This window comes from Pseudomonas sp. GOM7 (assembly GCF_026723825.1).
In the GTDB taxonomy this organism is placed as follows: domain Bacteria; phylum Pseudomonadota; class Gammaproteobacteria; order Pseudomonadales; family Pseudomonadaceae; genus Aquipseudomonas.
This window is the reverse complement of record NZ_CP113519.1, coordinates 5148749-5167539: the sequence shown is the minus strand read 5'-3', so window position 1 is coordinate 5167539 and position 18791 is coordinate 5148749. Positions and strand designations below refer to the sequence as shown.

Annotated in this window: 17 protein-coding genes; 7 read left to right on the top strand and 10 right to left on the bottom strand. The window is 63.4% G+C overall.

Features of this window, described 5'->3' with window-relative positions; genetic code table 11:
* Window positions 1–131: 131 nt before the first annotated feature.
* Together gmk and OU800_RS23000 are read right to left on the bottom strand one after the other, a co-directional pair.
* A complete protein-coding gene (gmk, locus tag OU800_RS23005) occupies window positions 132–752 on the bottom strand; it encodes a guanylate kinase (RefSeq protein ID WP_268179765.1) in 621 nt (206 codons plus the stop codon).
* Between the two features lie 53 nt (window positions 753–805).
* On the bottom strand, window positions 806–1669 hold the full coding sequence (locus tag OU800_RS23000) for a YicC/YloC family endoribonuclease (protein ID WP_268179763.1): 864 nt from the start codon (window positions 1667–1669) through the stop codon (window positions 806–808).
* 186 nt (window positions 1670–1855) lie between these two features.
* Here OU800_RS23000 and rph point away from each other — a divergent pair, with 186 nt between their 5' ends.
* The gene (gene rph, locus OU800_RS22995) at window positions 1856–2575 is read left to right on the top strand and encodes a ribonuclease PH (protein ID WP_268179761.1); all 720 of its coding nucleotides are present in this window, start codon (window positions 1856–1858) and stop codon (window positions 2573–2575) included.
* 26 nt (window positions 2576–2601) lie between these two features.
* On the top strand, window positions 2602–2973 hold the full coding sequence (locus OU800_RS22990; RefSeq protein ID WP_268179759.1) for a DUF4870 domain-containing protein: 372 nt from the start codon (window positions 2602–2604) through the stop codon (window positions 2971–2973).
* A gap of 53 nt (window positions 2974–3026) precedes the next feature.
* On the opposite strand, the gene OU800_RS22985 is transcribed toward OU800_RS22990, so the two are convergent.
* The gene (locus OU800_RS22985) at window positions 3027–3806 is read right to left on the bottom strand and encodes an exodeoxyribonuclease III (protein ID WP_268179758.1); all 780 of its coding nucleotides are present in this window, start codon (window positions 3804–3806) and stop codon (window positions 3027–3029) included.
* An 81-nt stretch (window positions 3807–3887) separates the two neighbouring features.
* Here OU800_RS22985 and pyrE point away from each other — a divergent pair, with 81 nt between their 5' ends.
* Both pyrE and OU800_RS22975 read left to right on the top strand, forming a co-directional pair.
* Complete coding sequence (pyrE, locus tag OU800_RS22980) at window positions 3888–4529, top strand: orotate phosphoribosyltransferase (RefSeq protein ID WP_268179755.1); 642 nt, start codon at window positions 3888–3890, stop codon at window positions 4527–4529.
* A gap of 21 nt (window positions 4530–4550) precedes the next feature.
* Window positions 4551–5153 carry a DUF4124 domain-containing protein gene (locus OU800_RS22975; RefSeq protein WP_268179754.1) on the top strand — a complete coding sequence of 201 codons (603 nt, stop codon included), beginning with the start codon at window positions 4551–4553 and terminating at the stop codon, window positions 5151–5153.
* 105 nt (window positions 5154–5258) lie between these two features.
* Here the strand turns inward: OU800_RS22975 and argB are convergent, their stop codons facing one another.
* From argB to coaBC, 4 genes are all read right to left on the bottom strand, one after another.
* Window positions 5259–6164: an acetylglutamate kinase gene (argB, locus tag OU800_RS22970; RefSeq protein WP_268179752.1), complete on the bottom strand. Its 906-nt coding sequence runs from the start codon at window positions 6162–6164 to the stop codon at window positions 5259–5261.
* 24 nt (window positions 6165–6188) lie between these two features.
* A complete protein-coding gene (gene algC / locus OU800_RS22965) occupies window positions 6189–7583 on the bottom strand; it encodes a phosphomannomutase/phosphoglucomutase (RefSeq protein WP_268184417.1) in 1395 nt (464 codons plus the stop codon).
* 1236 nt (window positions 7584–8819) lie between these two features.
* Window positions 8820–9275, bottom strand: coding sequence for a dUTP diphosphatase (gene dut, locus OU800_RS22960; RefSeq protein ID WP_268179751.1), 456 nt, complete (start codon window positions 9273–9275; stop codon window positions 8820–8822).
* 2 nt (window positions 9276–9277) lie between these two features.
* Window positions 9278–10486: a bifunctional phosphopantothenoylcysteine decarboxylase/phosphopantothenate--cysteine ligase CoaBC gene (gene coaBC, locus OU800_RS22955; protein WP_268179749.1), complete on the bottom strand. Its 1209-nt coding sequence runs from the start codon at window positions 10484–10486 to the stop codon at window positions 9278–9280.
* A gap of 144 nt (window positions 10487–10630) precedes the next feature.
* On the opposite strand from coaBC, the gene radC reads away from it, so the two are divergent.
* Window positions 10631–11305 (top strand): RadC family protein, encoded by a 675-nt coding sequence (gene radC, locus OU800_RS22950; RefSeq protein WP_268179747.1) that lies wholly within the window; start codon window positions 10631–10633, stop codon window positions 11303–11305.
* A gap of 52 nt (window positions 11306–11357) precedes the next feature.
* Here the strand turns inward: radC and OU800_RS22945 are convergent, their stop codons facing one another.
* Window positions 11358–12935, bottom strand: coding sequence for an ABC transporter substrate-binding protein (locus tag OU800_RS22945; RefSeq protein ID WP_268179745.1), 1578 nt, complete (start codon window positions 12933–12935; stop codon window positions 11358–11360).
* A 339-nt stretch (window positions 12936–13274) separates the two neighbouring features.
* Between OU800_RS22945 and rpmB the strand changes: the two genes are divergently transcribed.
* Both rpmB and rpmG read left to right on the top strand, forming a co-directional pair.
* Window positions 13275–13511, top strand: coding sequence for a 50S ribosomal protein L28 (gene rpmB / locus OU800_RS22940; protein WP_003242523.1), 237 nt, complete (start codon window positions 13275–13277; stop codon window positions 13509–13511).
* A gap of 10 nt (window positions 13512–13521) precedes the next feature.
* On the top strand, window positions 13522–13677 hold the full coding sequence (gene rpmG / locus OU800_RS22935; RefSeq protein ID WP_012703270.1) for a 50S ribosomal protein L33: 156 nt from the start codon (window positions 13522–13524) through the stop codon (window positions 13675–13677).
* Window positions 13678–14119: 442 nt separating this feature from the next.
* Here the strand turns inward: rpmG and OU800_RS22930 are convergent, their stop codons facing one another.
* A complete protein-coding gene (locus OU800_RS22930) occupies window positions 14120–15145 on the bottom strand; it encodes an IS110 family transposase (protein WP_268179744.1) in 1026 nt (341 codons plus the stop codon).
* A gap of 794 nt (window positions 15146–15939) precedes the next feature.
* Window positions 15940–18783: an EAL domain-containing protein gene (locus tag OU800_RS22925; RefSeq protein WP_268179743.1), complete on the bottom strand. Its 2844-nt coding sequence runs from the start codon at window positions 18781–18783 to the stop codon at window positions 15940–15942.
* Between the last annotated feature and the right edge of the window lie 8 nt (window positions 18784–18791).

Below are 18791 nucleotides of genomic sequence, written 5' to 3'. Positions count from 1 at the left end.
GCGGATAAGCTTGGCCCGAGCGGGCGAGCGGACTCAATAGTGTAAAGCAGCCGCAAGCGACAAGCTACAAGCAGAAGCCAATTCGGCCTTGCTTTTACTTGCAGCTTGTGGCTTGAAGCGTGCCGCTGCTTTTAGGCCAACAACTCGCCGAGCAAACCGGCGTGGCGTTGCTGTTGCTGCGCCTGGCATAGCTGATTGCAGCGGAAGATGGCTTTCAGATCGCTCAGGGCATGGTTGAAGTCATCGTTGATCACCAGGTAGTCGTACTCGACGTAGTGGCTCATTTCGCTGACCGCTTCGCGCATGCGGCGCTCGATGATCTCGCCGCTGTCCTGGCCGCGGTTGGTCAGGCGGTGACGCAGGGCTTCCTGGGTCGGTGGCAGGATGAAGATGGATCTGGCCTGCGGCATCAGCTTGCGTACCTGCTGCGCGCCCTGCCAGTCGATTTCCAGGATCAGGTCGAAGCCCTCGGCCAGGGTCTGTTCGACCCACTTCTGCGAGGTGCCGTAGAAGTTGTCGAACACCTGGGCGTGCTCGAGAAACTCGCTACGCTCGATCATGGCGCTGAACTGTGCATGGTCGACGAAGTGGTAGTTGACCCCGTCCACCTCGCCCGGACGCATGGCGCGGGTGGTGTGCGAAACCGAGACGCGAATCTGCGGTTCGCTCTCGATCAGCGCCTTGACCAGGCTGGTCTTGCCGGCGCCAGAGGGGGCGGAAACGATATAGAGGGTGCCGGTGGTGATGGCCATGGAAAAGCGTCCTGAAAAACGGTGAACGAAAGATAGCAGCCGTCTGGCTGGCGTTACTCGATGTTCTGCACCTGCTCGCGCATCTGCTCGATCAGCACCTTGAGGTTGACCGCTGCCTGGGTACTGCGCGGATCGAAGGCCTTGGAGCCGAGGGTATTGGCCTCGCGGTTGAGTTCCTGCATCAGGAAGTCCAGGCGCCGCCCGGCGGCGCCACCGGCCTTGAGCACGCGGCGCACTTCGCTGACATGGGTGCTCAGACGATCCAGTTCCTCGGCCACGTCGCTCTTCTGCGCCAGCAGCACCAGCTCCTGCTCCAGGCGCTGCGGGTCGAGTTCGGCCTGCATCTCGGCGAAGCGGGTTTCAATCTTGGTGCGCTGGCCGGCGAGCATCTGCGGTACCAGTTCGCGCAGGGCGGCGACTTCGTCGAGGATGGCGTCGAGGCGTTCGTTGAGCAGCTTGGCCAGTTCCGCCCCTTCACGGGCACGGCCCGCCTTGAGTTCTTCCAGCGCCTGGCCGAACAGGGTCAGGGCGGCAGCGTTCAGGGCCTGCGGATCGGCCGAGTCGGCCACCAGCACGCCAGGCCAGGCCAGCACTTCCAGTGGGTTGAGCGGCGCCGGCTGCTGGATCAGGGCGGCTACCTGTTCGGCGGCGGCGATCAGTTGGCGGGCGCGCTCGTTGTCGACCTGCAGCGCTTTGCCGGCATTTTCTTCGGCGAAGCGCAAGGTGCATTCCACTTTGCCGCGCGACAGGCCCTGGCGCAGGGCCTCACGCACCGCGCCTTCGAGGTCGCGAAAGGCGTCGGGCAGACGCAGGTGCGGTTCCAGATAGCGATGATTGACCGAGCGCAGTTCCCAGCTCAGGGTGCCGTGGGCGGTGGCCTGCTCGTGGCGGGCAAAGGCCGTCATGCTGTGAACCATGGGGATACCTCGCGGACATTCGGCTCGAAAAGCGCAGGATTGTAGCCCAGGGCGAGTGCCCATTTCATGCGCTGGCAATCCGGCATGCCCCTGCTCGCCGTCTGCCAGGGCCAATTCGGCGTGTCGTGGCGCCCTGCCGCCCCTATAATGCGTGCTGTTTTCACTTAACGAAGTAGGTATCGCTCGATGAAACGTCCCAGTGGCCGCGCCGCCGATCAGTTGCGCTCGATCCGCATCACCCGCAACTACACCAAGCACGCCGAGGGTTCGGTACTGGTGGAGTTCGGCGATACCAAGGTGATTTGCACCGTCAGCGTCGAATCCGGCGTGCCGCGCTTCCTCAAGGGCCAGGGCCAGGGTTGGCTGACCGCCGAGTACGGCATGCTGCCGCGCGCCACCGGCGAGCGTAACCAGCGTGAAGCCAGCCGTGGCAAGCAGGGCGGTCGCACCCTGGAAATCCAGCGTCTGATCGGCCGGTCGCTACGTGCTGCGCTGGACATGAGCAAGCTGGGCGAGAATACCCTGTATGTCGACTGCGACGTGATCCAGGCCGACGGTGGCACCCGTACCGCATCGATCACCGGAGCCATGGTGGCGCTGATCGACGCACTGAAGGTGCTGAAGAAGCGCGGTGCGCTCAAGGGTGAGCCGCTCAAGCAGATGATCGCCGCCGTTTCGGTGGGTATCTACCAGGGCGAACCGGTGCTGGATCTGGATTATCTGGAGGACTCGGCGGCCGAAACCGATCTCAACGTGGTCATGACCAACGCTGGCGGTTTCATCGAGGTGCAGGGCACCGCCGAAGGCGCGCCGTTCCAGCCCGAGGAGTTCAACGCCATGCTGGCCCTGGCGCAGAAGGGCATGAACGAGATCTTTGAACTGCAACGTGTCGCATTGGTCGACTGATCGATCGCGCCATAAGGAGACGCCGCATGAGCGAAGAGTTCCAGGTACCGCAACCCGTTCCGAGCCAGGAGGCGCGTCAGTGGGCGATGTTCTGCCACTTCGCCGCCTTTCTCGGGCTGGTGTTTCCCTTCGGCAATCTGCTCGGGCCCTTGATTGTCTGGCAGGTGAAGAAGGACATGGATCCCTTCGTCGACGCGCAGGGCAAGGAGGCGCTGAACTTTCAGATCAGCGTCGCCCTGGCGGCGGCGCTGTGCTTCTTGCTGATGATCGTGGTGATCGGTTTTCCGCTGTTGTTGCTGGTCGGCCTGGCGGCGTTGGTGCTGACCATCATCGCTGGTATCAAGGCCAACGAGGGCAAGGCCTATCGCTACCCCTTCAGTTGGCGCCTGGTGAAGTAGGCGAGCGTGCAACAAAAAAGCCGGCGGTCAGCCGGCTTTTTCATGTCTGCAGATCAGATGCTGAGGATCCAGTCGTAATCGACGATCAGCGGCGCATGCTGGGAGAAGCGCGGCTGGCGCGGCAGGCGGGCGCTGCGCACGGTGCGACGCATGCCCGGCGTGAGGAGCTGATAGTCGAAGCGATAGCCCAGGTTGAGCATTTCTGCCTGCTCGCTGTCCGGCCACCAACTGAACTGGTCGCCTTCGCGGCTGACTTCGCGCAAGGCATCGACATAGCCCATGCTGCCGACCACTTCGTCCATCCAGGCGCGTTCCGGCGCCAGGAAACCCGGCGACTGCTGGCAGTCGCGCCAGTTCTTCACGTCCTGCTTCTGGTGCGCAACATGCAGCGAGCCACAGTAGATGTACTCGCGGCGCTTGCGCCGTTGCTTGTCCAGATAATGGGTGAAGTCGTCCATGAACTTGAATTTCTGATTCAAGCTCTCGTCGCCATCCCGGCCGGTGGGCAGGAGTAGGCTGGCAATACTGACCTTGTCGAAATCTGCCTGCAGGTAGCGCCCGTAGCGATCGGCCATCTCGAAGCCGAGGCCGCTGATCACCGCCTTGGGTTGCAAACGCGAGTAGAGTGCCACGCCACCTTGGCTGGGCACTTCGCCGTCGCATGCATAGAGGAAATAGCCATCCAGTTGGAAAGCTTGGTCGTCCATTTCAAAGGCGGAGGCACGGGTGTCTTGCAGGCAGATCACGTCGGCATTCTGGGCTTGTAGCCAACTGAGCAAACCTCGCTCGGCCGCAGCCTGAATACCATTCACGTTCACACTGATGATCCGCATAAATGGCCCCCAAAAACACGTGCGTGTATGATACCCGAGCTCACTTCATTTAGCTAAATCCGTGCCGTCCGGGACTTTTTCATGCAAGCGTACCAGCGCGATTTCATTCGCTTCGCCATCGAACGTGGGGTTCTGCGTTTCGGTCAGTTCACCCTCAAGTCCGGGCGCACCAGCCCCTATTTCTTCAACGCCGGCCTGTTCGACAGCGGCCTGGCGCTGGCTCAGCTAGGGCGTTTCTACGCCGCTGCCATCGTCGACAGCGGCATCGAATTCGATGTGCTGTTCGGCCCGGCCTACAAGGGTATTCCGTTGGCAGCGACCACTGCCGTGGCACTGGCCGAGCATCATCAGCGCGACCTGCCCTGGTGCTTCAACCGCAAGGAAGCCAAGGATCATGGCGAAGGTGGCACCCTGGTCGGCGCGCCGCTCAAGGGTCGCGTGCTGATAGTCGACGACGTGATCACCGCCGGCACCGCCATTCGCGAAGTCATGCAGATCATCCAGAGCCAGGGCGCGCAGGCCGCCGGTACCCTGATCGCGCTGAACCGCCAGGAACGCGGTCAAGGCGAGCTCTCGGCGATTCAGGAAGTGGAGCGCGATTTCGGCATGCCCGTGGTGAGCATCGTCTCGCTCGAGCAGGTCTTGGAATATCTGGCAGGGGATGCTGAACTCAAACGACATCTGCCGGCGGTCGAAGCCTACCGCGCCGAGTACGGAATCTAGCCCCAGACCAAGGTGGCCCTTATGTCTGCACCGTGCCTGACCCGCTATATGCTGCTGCTGAGCCTGACCCTGCCCTTGTCCGGGATGGCCGCCGAGCTGTATCGCTACGTCGATGACAAGGGGGTGACGGTGCTCAGCCGCCAGGGCGTGCCGCCGGAATTCATCGGCAAGGGCTACGAGGTGCTCAACGACCACGGCCGCGTGCTGCGGGTGATCCCGCCGGCACCGACACCGGAGGAGTTCGCCCGTATGCAGGCAGAGAAGGCGCGAGCCAGCAGCGACGCGCAGTTGCTGCGCCTGTATAGCAATCTCGATGACGTCGATCGGGCGCGCGAGCGCAAGCTCTCCGAGCTGGATGGCTTGATCCGCGTGGCGCGTGGCAACCTGCAGTCGGTGCGTACCCAGCAGGCCAACCTGCAGGGCAAGGCGGCCGAGCACGAGCGCGCCGGGCGTCAGGTGCCGGAAAATCTGCTGGTGCAGATCAGCGGTCTGAGGGATGAACAGGAGCGCCTGCAGCGCGACATCGACCGCTATCAGGCGTCGCGCTTACAGGCCGAGAAGGACTTCGCCGCTGATCGCGCGCGTCTGGCTGAGCTGTTTGGTGGGGGCCAGCGCAAGCAGTAAGCGCCTGGTGTTCCTTTCCTAGACGGGGTATGGGACGTGGCGGCCGCCTTGCCCTCTCCCGCAAGCGGGAGAGATGCATCAGGAAGCCGCATTCGCGGCTTGCTTTTAGTGGCGCTTGCGGTTGCTGATCATGGTGCCGTTGCCGGTATCGGTGAAGATCTCCAGCAGAACGGCATTCGGTACCCGGCCATCGATGATGTGCGCGCTGGTGACGCCACCCTGCACCGACTCCAAGGCGCATTTGATCTTCGGCAGCATGCCGCCGTAGATGGTGCCGTCGGCGATCAGTTCGTTGACTTGCTCGGTGGTCAGGCCGGTGAGCACGTCGCCCTGCTTGTTCATCAACCCGGCGATGTTGGTCAGTAGCATCAGTTTCTCGGCCTTCAAGGCTTCGGCCACCTTGCCTGCCACCAGGTCGGCATTGATATTGTAGGACTCGCCATCCGGGCCGACGCCGATGGGCGCGATGACCGGGATGAAGTCGCCCTTGACCAGCATGTTCAGCAGCTCGGTATTGACCCCGGTGACCTCGCCGACATGGCCGATGTCGATGATTTCCGGCTGGGTCATTTCCGGCGTCTGGCGGCTGACCTTGAGCTTCTTCGCGCGGATCAGGCCGGCATCCTTGCCGGTCAGGCCGATGGCGCTGCCACCGTGCTGGTTGATCAGGTTGACGATGCTCTTGTTGACCTGGCCGCCGAGCACCATTTCCACCACGTCCATGGTGGCGGTGTCGGTGACGCGCATGCCATCGATGAAGTGGCTTTCGATGGACAGTCGTTTGAGCAGGTCGCCGATCTGCGGGCCGCCACCGTGTACCACCACCGGGTTGATGCCCACCGCTTTCATCAGCACGATGTCGCGGGCGAAGCCCTGCTTGAGTTCCTCGCTCTCCATGGCGTTGCCGCCGTACTTGATCACCAGGGTCTTGCCGACGAAGCGGCGGATATAGGGCAGGGCTTCGGACAGTACCTTGGCAACCTGGGCGGCGGCGTCACGCTCGAGGGTCATGCAGGGGCTCCTGAGTCAGGTCGATCAAAAGGGGAGTTGCAGGTCGGGGGCGACCTTGAGCAACTGGGCGCGGAACACATCCTGGATGCGCTCCAGCTCTTGCTGGGTATCGGCCTCGAAGCGCAGCACCAGCACTGGCGTGGTGTTGGAAGCGCGGATCAGGCCCCAGCCCTTGGGATAATCGACGCGCACACCGTCGATGCTGGTGAGGTTGGCTTCGCCCCATTGGCCTTCACGCTGCAGGCGTTCGATCATGCCGAACTTGGTCTGCTCGGTGACCTTGATGTTGATTTCCGGCGTGGAAATGTCGCTGGGGAAGGCGCTGAACACCTGCTCGGCGTCGCGTTTTTCCTGGCTGAGGATTTCCAGCAGGCGCGCGGCACTGTAGATACCGTCGTCGAAACCGTACCAGCGTTCCTTGAAGAAAATGTGGCCGCTCATTTCCCCGGCCAACAGGGCGCCGGTTTCCTTCATCTTCTTCTTGATCAGCGAGTGGCCGGTCTTCCACATCACCGGGCGACCGCCATAACCGCTGATCAGCGGGGTCAGGCGACGGGTGCATTTGACGTCGAAGATGATGTCGGCACCGGGATTGCGCGAGACCACGTCCTTGGCGAACAGCATCAGCAGGCGATCCGGGTAGACGATGTTGCCGGTGTTGGTCACCACGCCGACACGATCGCCGTCGCCGTCGAAGGCCAGGCCCAGGTCGGCCTTCTCGGCCTTGACCCGGGCGATCAGGTCGACCAGGTTCTCCGGTTTGCCCGGATCTGGATGGTGGTTGGGGAAGGTGCCGTCGACATCGCAGTACAGCGGGGTCACGCTGCAGCCCAGCGCCTCGATCAGTTGCGGCGCGATCACCCCGGCGGCGCCATTGCCGCAGTCCACCACCACCTTGAGCGGCTTGGCCAGGGCGATGTCGTCGCGGATGGTCTTGAAGTAACGCGGCAGCACGTCGACCTGCTGCACGCTGCCGACGCCGCTGGCCAGGTCGTTGTCGTCGAGACGCTGCTTGAGCGCCTGGATCTGTTCGTTGGCCAGGGTGTCGCCGGCGATGATGATCTTGAAGCCGTTGTAGTCCGGCGGGTTGTGGCTGCCGGTGAGCATCACCGCCGAGCGGCCTTCCAGCACGTTGGCGGCGAAGTACACCACCGGGGTGGGCACCATGCCAATGTCGGTGACTTCGCAGCCGCAATCGAGCAGGCCCTGTACCAGTTGCTGCAGCAGCTCGGGGCCGGAGAGGCGGCCGTCGCGGCCGACGATGACCTTGGGCTCACCCTGGGCCAGGCTCTGCGAACCGATGGCGCGACCGATCCAGTAGGCGTATTCGGCGGTCAGGGTGTCACCCACCACGCCACGGATGTCGTAGGCGCGGAAGATGTCGGCGGGAAGTTTCGGGGCGCTTTGGCTAGTGGTCATTGCGGTGCTCTGCTCCAATCCCAGGAGATCCTGGTCTTCATCGAGAATGTCGATATCGAGGATATCGGTGTCCTGAAACAGCGGGTCGACCAGCTCGGCGGGCCTGAAGGCGGGCTGAGTGGCGGTGGCCGCCGGTGCTGCTTTTGCGGGGGCGCTGCCGGCGGCGCTTTCACTGCTGCGGCGTGGCAGACGGGCCAGGCTCTGGGCCAGACCGTCGAGTGCCGGCAGGCTCAGGCTGAAGGCTTTGACGTTTTTGCCCGCAGAGAGTTCTTCGAGCATTTGCCTGAGCTGGCTTGCATCGTTGTCGAGGCGTCGCAACAGGCTGCCGCGCAGCAGAATCAGGCCGATCAGCGCGCCGCCCAGGGCCAGCAGCGCCGCGAGGCCGAGCATCAGCGGCGGCACGCCACCTTGGGCCAGTGCCGGCCCAGGGCTGAACAGCAGTTGCCAATTCGGATTGCCAGTGGCGAAGGTCTGGACGCTGTCCGCTTCGGCCTGGCCACGTTGTAGCAGGAGCTGGGTGGGGGCGTTGGCGAACTGCTGCTGCAGGCGCACCTGGCCCAGCTCGGCCGGCAATTGCGGCAGGCTATCGAGCAGGCGGGCCAGGTCCACCACCAGCAGCAGCGTACCTTGTGCCGGCTGGCCTTCGCCCTGGCCGAGGGCCACGGCGCTGTAGGCCAGCCAGCGCTGACCGACACGGTAGGCCTCGACTGCTGGGCGCTGGCCGTTTTCCGCGCGGCGCAGCATGTCCAGGCCGGCGAAGTTCATCGGTGCGGCGCGGTTGTTGTCCTGTACCGCCTCACCGCGGCGGTTGAGGTGGGCGTCGACGACGCCGGCCCAGTATCCCAGGCGCTGTTCGGCCTGGCGGATCTGCGCACTGTCGCCGCTCTGCAGGGCCTGCAACAGCTCCGGGTTGCGTGCGGCGGCGAGGGTGTCGGCCTGCAGTTGCTTGAGCGCCTGCTGCACGGCGCTGGCCTGGCTGCTGCCGATGGCTTGCAGCAGTTCGCTCTGGCGTGCCTGAGTCTCGCTGTTCTGTACCAGCCAGAGCAGGGCACCGCCAGCGCCGATGCCTAGCAATGTGGCCAGCAAGCCCGGCAGCAGCGCGCCCAGCGCGGGGCTGCCAGACGGTTTACCGGCCTTGGGCGGCGCGGAGTTGACGGCGGTGGCGGCTTCCTTGGCGTTACGCTTGAAGAGTTTCACGCGTTGGGCTCCTCGGCGAGTCGTTGTCGATGACGGCGATCAGTGGCTGCCGGAATGGCCGAAGCCGCCAGCGCCACGCTGGGTCTGGTCGAATTCCTCGACCAGCTCGAAACGTGCTTGTACCACCGGCACCAGCACCAATTGTGCGATGCGCTCGCCAATGGCGATGCGGAAGCTGTCCTGACCCCGGTTCCAGCACGACACCATCAGCTCGCCCTGGTAGTCCGAGTCGATCAGCCCGACCAGGTTGCCGAGGACGATGCCGTGTTTGTGGCCCAGGCCCGAGCGCGGCAGGATCAGCGCCGCCAGGCCGGGGTCGGCGACGAAGATCGACAGGCCGGTGGGGATCAGTACGGTCTGCCCCGGCTCGAGGACGATCTCCTCCTTGAGCATAGCGCGCAGGTCGAGGCCAGCGGAGCCTGGCGTGGCGTACTGCGGCAGGGGAAATTCCTGGCCGAGGCGGGGGTCGAGGATCTTGGCTTGCAGAGCGTGCATGGTCAGTTCTTGTTCAGTCGGTCGGCGATGAGGGTGATCAACTGGCGGGCGATCTTGCCCTTGCTGGTCTGGGCGAAGCTGGTTTGCTGCAGCTCACGGTCGATCACGGTGATGGCGTTCTCTTCACTGTTGAAGCCGATGCTGGGGTTGGCCACATCGTTGGCGACGATCAGGTCGAGATTCTTGTCGCGCAATTTGCGCGAGGCGTACTCCAGCAGGTTCTCGGTTTCGGCGGCGAAGCCCACGCTGAACGGGCGATCCTCGCGGCCGGCGATGGTGGCGAGGATATCCGGGTTGCGCACCATTTGCAGGAGCATGCCCTCGCCGCTGCTGGGGTCTTTCTTCAATTTGTGCTGGGCGACCACTTCCGGGCGGTAGTCGGCCACGGCGGCGGCGGCGATCAGCACGTCGCAGGGCATCGCCGCTTCGCAGGCGGCGAGCATGTCGCGGGCGCTGATCACGTCGATGCGGCTGACCCGGTCCGGCGTCGGTAGGTGCACCGGGCCGCTGACCAGGGTGACCTTGGCACCGGCTTCGGCAGCGGCCTCGGCCAGGGCGAAACCCATCTTGCCGGAGCTGTGGTTGGTGATGTAGCGCACCGGGTCGATGTTTTCCTGGGTCGGCCCGGCGGTGATCAGGATGTGCAGGCCGTCGAGGGCCTGGCGCTGGAAGCAGTCGGCGGCCAGGCTGGCCAGGTCGGTGGGTTCGAGCATGCGCCCGAGGCCGACATCGCCACAGGCCTGGCTGCCGGAGGCCGGGCCGAACAGGCGCATGCCGCGCTGCTGCAGCAACTCCAGATTGGCCTGGGTGGCGGCGTCGCGCCACATGGCCTGGTTCATCGCCGGGGCTAGGGCGACGGGCGCATCGGTGGCCAGCACCAGGGTGGTCAGCAGGTCGTTGGCGATGCCCTGGGCCAGGCGCGCGATCAGGTCGGCGGTGGCCGGGGCAATGAGAATCAGGTCGGCCCAGCGGGCCAGCTCGATATGGCCCATCGCCGCTTCGGCGGCCGGGTCGAGCAGATCGAGATGAACGGGGTGGCCGGAGAGGGCCTGCAGGGTCAGCGGGGTGATGAATTCACGGCCGCCCTGGGTCATTACCACACGCACTTCGGCGCCTTGATCCTTGAGCCGGCGAACCAGTTCAGCGCTCTTGTAGGCGGCGATACCGCCCCCTACGCCGACGATGATGCGTTTGCGATACAGCCGCTGCATAGGCCTGCCTTGTCTGGACGGATGAATGTGCGCCATGCGGCCAACGCCTCCCCAGGCCGACCGCAGGCAAAAAAGATGGGCTACGATAGCACAGCGCCCGCAGCGGAACAGCGGGCGCCTGACTCGACAGGGAGGTGTATGAGAATGAGCATTCGCAATTGGCCTGCGGCAGAGCGCCCGCGGGAAAAACTGCTGGCCCAGGGCGCGGCGGCGCTGACCGATGCCGAGCTGCTGGCGATCTTTCTGCGTACCGGCGTGGCCGGCTGTAGCGCGGTGGAGCTGGCGCGGCGCCTGCTTGCCGAGTTCGGCAGCCTGCGCGCCTTATTGGAGGCTGAACTGCCAGATTTCAGCCAGCACCTGGGCCTGGGCCCGGCCAAGTACGCACAATTGCAGGCCGTACTGGAAATGGCCAGGCGCCATCTGGCCGAGCGCCTGCGCCGAGATTCGGCGTTGGAGAGTCCGCAGGCGGTGCGCGATTACCTCAAAGCGCAACTGCGCCATGAGCCGCATGAGGTGTTTGCCTGCCTGTTCCTCGACTCCAAGCACCGAGTGCTGGCCTTCGAGGTGCTGTTTCGTGGCAGCATCGACAGCGCTAGCGTTTATCCCAGGCAGGTGGTCAAGCGTGCCCTGGCCAACAATGCCGCAGCGTTGATCCTCACCCACAACCACCCCTCTGGCGTCTGCGAGCCGAGCCAGGCCGATCGCGTACTGACCCAGCGCCTCAAGGATGCCCTGGCGCTGGTGGACGTGCGTGTGCTTGACCATTTCATCGTCGGCGATGGCGAGCCGCTGTCCATGGCCGAGCTGGGCTGGATGTAGGGCGGCGCTCCTACAGCGCGTAGGGTGGGCTTTAGCCCATCATGATGACGGCTTACGGCGCCATTTGTAGCGAGGCAAAATCCTGCCGGCCGAACGGGCTGACCTGGTAGCCCTGAACCTTGGCACTGAGCAGGGCGAACGCCGTCGGATGTGCCAGCGGCAGCCATAGCGCCTGCTCCTGGATGATCTTCTGCGCCTGGTGGTAGAGGCGGCTGCGCTCGGCCTGGTCGCTGCTGCTCTTGCCTTCGGCGATCAACGTGTCCAGCGTTTCATTGCAGTAACGGGCGAAGTTCAACCCGGATTGCACCGAGGCACAGGCGAATTGCGGGGTGAGGAAGTTGTCCGGGTCGCCGTTGTCGCCGGCCCAGCCCATGAACAGCAGGTCATGCTCGCCGGCCTTGGCCCGGCGGATCAGCTCGCCCCATTCGATCACGCGGATTTCGGCGTCGATGCCCACCTGGGCCAGGTCGGCCTGCAGCAGTTGTGCGCCGAGATTGGGGTTGGGGTTGAGCAGGCTGCCGCTGGGGCGTGTCCAGATGGTGGTCTTGAAGCCATCTTGCAGGCCTGCTTCGGCCAGCAGGGCGCGGGCCTTGTCCGGGTCATGGGGGTAGCCGGGCAGCTCGCTGGCGTAGCTCCAGGTATTGGGCGGGTAGGGATCATTGGCCGGCTCGGCGCTGCCCTCGAACACGGCCTTGACGTAGCTGGCCTTGTCGAATGCCAGGTTGATGGCCTGGCGTACCTGCGGCTTGTCCAGTGGTGGATGCTGGCTGTTGAGGGCGACGAAGGCGGTCATGAAGGCGGCGGTCTGCGCGCTTTTCAGCCTGGTGTCGTCGGCGATGGCCTGTACGTCCTGCGGTTTCGGTGACAGGGCGATCTGGCACTCGCCACGGCGCAGTTTCTGCAGGCGCACGTTGCTGTCCGGGGTGATGGCGAAGACCACCTTGTCCATGGCCGGTTTGCCGCCGAAGTAGTCGGGGTTGGCGCGGTAGCGCACCACGGCGTCTTTCTGGAAGCGCTCGAAGACGAACGGGCCGCTGCCGATGGGGGCGCTGTTGAGCTTCTCCGGGGTGCCGGCTGCGAGCAGCTTGTCGGCATATTCGGCTGGGTAGATGGAGGCGAAGCCCATGCTCAGGGTGGCGAGGAAGGTGGCATCGCGACGGTTCAGGGTGATGCGTACGCTATGTGCATCCGGCGCCTCGATCTTGGCGATCAGGCTTGGCCACTGCATCGACTGGGCATGCGGGTAGCCGCTGGCGGCGACCTCGTGCCAGGGGTGCTGCGGATCGAGCATGCGCTGGAAGCTGAACAGCACGTCCTGGGCGTTCAGGTTGCGGCTGGGGGTGAAGTCGGCGCTGTGGTGGAATTGCACGTCGTCGCGCAACTGGAAGTCATAGACCAGGCCGTCGTCCGAGACCGACCAGCTCCGCGCCAGGCTCGGCAGCAATTTGCCCTGCTCGGCGTCGAACTCCACCAGGCGGTTCATCAGCATGTCGGCCGAGGCGTTGGTGGTGGTCAGCGAGTTGTACTGCACCACGTCGAAACCATCCGGGCTGGCTTCCGTGCAGACGGCGAGGGTGGCGGCCTGGCTCAGCAGGGGCGCGCAGAACAGCGTGGCGAGTAACAGGCGCATGGTCGACTCCTCATTGGTTCCCGGTGATGACGGCATGCATGAACCCTAGTCGATTTGCTCGGTGCTGAATACCGTTTGCAGGCGACGAGCGGTCATTGGCGAGCGAAGCCTCATGCCTACGGCGCTTGGCCGCTCGAGGCTGCGTTTTATCCTGCGTTTTTCCTTGTTGCGCCCAAGGCTTTCTGGTATAAAGCAGCGCTCTTTTCTAGGGGCCCGGTTCTTGCGCTATCCAGTGCGCCCGGTAAGACCCTCGAGAAACGCGGCGCCGAGCGCCAATGACATTGAGTTTAAGCGGCCAACCCATGCCGGGTTGGGCATGTGGTTTTAGAGGGCTGAGGCATGTCGAGAGTCTGTCAAGTTACCGGTAAGGGTCCGGTAACCGGGAATAACATTTCCCACGCGAACAACAAAACCCGTCGTCGTTTCCTGCCGAACCTGCAGCATCATCGCTTCTGGGTCGAGTCGGAGAAGCGCTTCGTGCGTCTGCGCGTATCTGCCAAGGGCATGCGTGTCATCGACAAGCGTGGCATCGACGTAGTGCTGGCCGAGCTGCGCGCTCGCGGCGAAAAGGTTTAAGGAGAGAGTCATGCGTGAACTGATCCGTTTGGTGTCCAGCGCCGGTACCGGCCACTTCTACACCACCGACAAGAACAAGCGCACTACTCCCGACAAGATCGAGATCAAGAAGTACGATCCTGTCGTGCGTAAGCACGTGATCTACAAGGAAGCCAAGATCAAGTAATTGATCGCCGCTTGCCGCGAAGAAACCCGCCCTTATCGGCGGGTTTTTTATGGCTCCGCGGAATCTTGGGACGGTCAGTCGTTGATGTTCTGGACGCCGCCTTGGGTGTTCTCAGGAATTCCAGGTTTCGCCCCCTCGGGCGACTCACTTTTCTTTGAAATGCGCAAAGAAAAGTAAGCAAAAGAAATCTATGGTCACCCCCGTTTTTGCAACGCTGATCAGCGATGGATGATTGGCTTGCCTAAATCTATCCGGCGTCTGTATAGGGTATGCCCCGCGCCACGATGAGAGTCGCGCCGGGTGATCCTTATAAGCGCAGCGGCTTCAAAAGCCGATTCTTTTGCCAGGATCTTCACCAGGCCGGTGTGCCGTTCATGTCATCGGTTGTTCAGCATCGCAAAACCTGAAAGGGTGTTTCGTATCACAGCAGTAAGACCGGGTATCAAGCGACGGCAGTGCCTGATCTCGCTTCAAACTGCGAATGATTGGTTGCAATTGCCCAGGCGATCCGGGCGAATTTGTTGGCCAGGGCGCATGCCACGGTGTTCGCGTGACGCCGTTGAAGAAGCGAGCGTACCCAATCGGCTAAGGCGCCCTGCTGATAGTCCAGGCGCTGCAAATAAACCTTGGCGCACTGCACTAGTAGCCGGCGCAGGTTCTTGTCGCCACGTTTACTGATGCCCAACAGATTGGCCCTGCCTCCCGTGCTGTATTGGCGTGGCACCAGCCCCACTGAAGCGGCAAAATCACGACTACGGCCATACTGTTTGCCATCGCCCATTTCGGCACACAGCAGACTGGCTGTAATTGTGCCTACACAGGGGATCGTCAGCAGGCGGCTGCCCAGATCATCCTCGACAAGCTGGCTGGCCATTTCCTTGTCCAACGCCTTGATCTGCTCATCCAGATAGCAGAAGTGCTCATGCAGACGCCTCAGCAGCCCGACCAGACGAGGCGGCAATTCGTGCTCGTCCAATGTGCACAGCAGGCGCCTGACCTGCGACAGGCCTTTAGGCAGGCTGATACCGAATTCCAGCAGAAAACCATGAGCCTGATTAGCCGTTTTCGTCCGGTCGCGTACCAGGGATTCGCGCATTCGGTGCAATACCGACAGGGTTTGTTGGGCTTCGGTCTTGGGTGTCACGAAGCGCATGCTGGGCCGTGAAGCTGCTTCGCAGATCGCCTCGGCATCGATGAAGTCGTTCTTGTTGGTCTTGACGAAGGGGCGCACGAACTGCGGCGAGATCAGCTTCACCTCATGCCCGAAGTTCATGAGTTGCCGGGCCAGAAAGTGCGATCCGGTACAGGCCTCCATCACCACTGTGCACGTTGGCAGGTTACCTAGCAGCCGCATCATTTGCGTGCGGGTCGTCTTCTTGCGAAAGACAGCTTGTCCGGCATTGTCCTGCCCATGCAGGTGGAAACTGTGCTTGCCGAGATCGATACCAACTAACGCGACTGTATTCATGGTGATGGCCTCCAAATAAAACACCCAGTGGAAGCGTAATCCTCGCTGGGTGTGGGGGTGACCATCTCATTAACGCACCCCCGCCATCCGGGTCTCGCTTCGCTCGACTGCCCTCACTCCGGCATCGCTCCGGGGTCGGCGTACATGGGCCATCCCTGGCCCATTACGCGGGGCCGCCATCGGTATCTCGCGGCATCCATGCCGCTCGCCCCCTGCGCAATGCCTACGTTCGGCCTCCTGAAGGGGGAGTTAGCGCGCCTGAACGTACAGTTGTTCCGAGCATGCGCGGCGTGTTCTGGTAGCAGTGGAAGCACGACGTGGCTGTCGAATTAAACCAATAGTTTCATTCGCGCAGTTTCATGTATTGAACGGCTTGCCGGCTTGCAGCCGGCATTCAGGTCAGCCCTAAGGCTGACCCATGTTCAAACACTCCACGCTAATTCTGGGTTACCGCAGGTTCAGGCGCGTGCAGAGCCCGCCCAGTAGGGCGAACGGAATCGTCGTGGAAGAGGTTGAGCGACATGGATGTCGCGAAAGCCGCGATGGGCCATGGATGGCCCACCGTGGCGGGCCTCTGGAGCGGCGATGGAGTGAGCGAACCCTGGCGTAGCCAGGGCCGGATGATCGGGCGGAGGGTTTTGGTTACTTTTGCCCGTCAAAAGTGACTCGCCCGGGAGGGCGAAACCAAAAACATCAGCAAAAACGCGACAATCCGGAACAAGCGCCCGAACAACCAACAAGCCAACACAAACGCGCCAGCTCGTCGTCAAGCAAGCATTTTCCTGCCTGGGGTTTCAGGCGTCATCGGCCAACTGCGCCAGCGGCTGCGGGCGGCCGACGTGGTAGCCCTGGGCATAGTCGACGCCAAGTTGGCGCAGGCACTCCAGGCTCTGCTGCGTTTCGACGAACTCGGCCACCGTCTGCAGGCCGAGTTGCGTGGCGATCTGCTGCATCGAGCCGACCATGGCCTGGTTGATCGGATCCGTTTCGATGCCACGGATGAAGCTGCCGTCGATCTTGAGAATATCCAGCGGCAGTTGGCGCAGGTAGGCATAGGACGCGAAGCCGCTGCCGAAGTCGTCCAGCGCCACCTTGAGGCCCTGGCGGCGCAGTTCCTCGATCCACTTGGTCGATACCGCCAGTTCACCCAGGGCCACCATCTCGGTGATCTCGATGCACAGCTTGGCGGCCGGCAGTGCGTGTAGTTGCAGGGTGTCGTGCAGCAGGGCGTGAAAGCTCGGGTCGAGCAGCGAGTCGGCGCTGATATTGAGGTTGACCTGCTCCAGCGCCTGCAGGTGCCGTGGATTGGCGGCCAGCCAGGTGCACAGGTGGCGAACCACCCAACGGTCGATGGCGCCGAGAAAGCCGTAGCGCGCCGCCGCATCGAGAAACTGTGCGGGGCTGATCCACTCGCCGCTGTGTGGATCGCGATAGCGCAGCAGCACTTCGTAGTGCAGACCGCTGCGCGCCTGCTGCAGGGGCTGCACGGGCTGGAAGAACAGCTCGAAGTGATCCTCTTCGGTGGCTTCGCGCAGGCGAGTGATCCACTGCAACTGACGTTGATGCTCGAGCAACGCGCCATCGGCGGGGTTGAAGGCATGCACACGGTTGCGCCCCTGATGTTTGGCCAGTTGCATGGCATTGCTGGCCCAGCTCAGTGCGGTTTCCCAATCGCGTGCGCCGGAGTCGAGAGCCAGCAGGCCGATGCTGGCATTGAGGCGAAAGGGTCGGCCCTGCCAGGTGAAGACGAACTGCTCGATGCTCTGGCGCAGCGTCTGTGCCTGGCCAGTGGCCGCGTCATCGTCCGCAGCGTGCAGGAGAATGGCGAACTCGTCGCCGCCTATGCGCGCCAGCGCGCTGTCTTTGGGCAGGGTATGACCCAGTTGGTAAGCCACCTGGCGTAGCAACTGATCGCCGGCCAGATGGCCGCACAGGTCGTTGACCTGCTTGAAGCGATCCAGGCCCAGGTACAGCAGATGACTGAAGCGCATCGGGCCTGGGCCGCTCAGGGTCTGCGAGAGCAGGCGTTCCAGCTCGCGCCGATTGTGCAGGCCGGTCAGTGCGTCGTGGCTGGCTTGATGCTGCAGGCGCTCTTCCAGTGCACGGCGCTCGTTGAGGTCGACCACTATGCCTTCCATGCAGGCCTGCCCCGGTTGTCGGTGCAGCGAGAGATAGACCCAGTGTGCGTGACCCTGCTGGTCGTGGATCTGGCACTCGCGGCTGACCGTGCCGCCGGCTTCGTCCAGCCCCGTCAGCAGTTCGTTCCAGGTGGTCTCGCCGAGCAGCCGTTGTAGCGTGCTGCCCTGTACACCATCGCCCAGCAGGCGTATCAGGCTGGGGTTGGCCTCGACGAGCTGACCGTCACGGCGGCAGCGGAAAATGCCTTCGCCACTGTGGCGAAACAGGGCGTGGTACTGCTCGAGGTTGTCGATGGCCTGGGCCTGGGTGTGCGTGAGAATGCGGCGCATGCGTTCCAGTTGCTTGTCGAGCAGGGCACCGAACATCAGCATGCTGAGCACCGGCATTGCCGCATTGAGGTTGTGCAGACCCGCCGGCCAGGCGGCTAACCCGGCACGGCTCAAGGGCAGCAGGAGCATCAGCAACAGGGCCCCGCTCCAGCACAGCAGGTAGCCCAAGGCGTAGGCCCGGCGTAGGCGCAAAGCCAGCAGCAAGAGCAGCAGTTGGTAGGCGCCGGTCAGCAGGATCAGCAGATTGAGCACGCTGTAGGTCTGTGGGTGATCGCTCAGGTAGCCGCCGACGCATACCAAGGCGATGGCCGCGAAGAGGGGCTCGCGCAGCCAGCGCAGGCGCTGCATCGGCAGTTGCAGGGCACAGGCCAGAAACAGTGAGCTGAAGATCAGCATGCCGGCCGTGGATAGGTTGATCAGCAGGCGCCACAGTTCTGCCGGCGCATCCATCGCCAGGCCGGCGATGCCGTACAGATTGGCGTTATAGACGGCTGCGCAGAGGGCGGTGAGGCTGAAATAGGCCTGCGCGGTTTCGCGCAGGGTACTGAAGCGGATCAGGTAGAACAGCGCCAGGCTGAACAGGGCACCCACCAGCAAACCGCTGCGCAGCCAGCTCCGTGCGATCAGCGGCTTGCTGTGAGAGTCGCCGATCAGTTGTAGCGGCAGGTGGATCGAGGAATGACTGCTGACGCGCAGCAGCAGGGTGTAGGTGCCCTGGGCCTGGACAGGCGGCAGTGCCAGCATGAACTGTGGATAGGGCTCGCCACGGGCGGCGAACGGCATGCGATTGCCACTGTGCATCTGGCCGAGGTCATGTTCGCCATCGAACAGCCAGACATCCAGGTGGTCGAGAAAGGGGGTAGCGACGATCAGGTGCAACGGCTCGGCGCTGGGCACGCGCAGGCGCAGTGCCTGCCACCAGGTGCTGCTGGAGTAGCCGATCCGGGCGCTGCCGAGCACCGGTGTACCGCGCTCGCTCAGAGCTTGCAGGGCTTGATTTGCACCGAGCCGTGCCGACGGGTCTTCCAGCAGCAGGCTGTGCTCGATGTTCACCGGCCTGGCCAGATCGGCCGCGCTGAGCTCCAGCAGCGGCAGCGCGCTGTCTGCCCAGGCCGGCAAGACACTGACCAGGCAGAGCAGCAATATCAGTGAGTGAAGCGGTCGAAGCATCCTTGGCG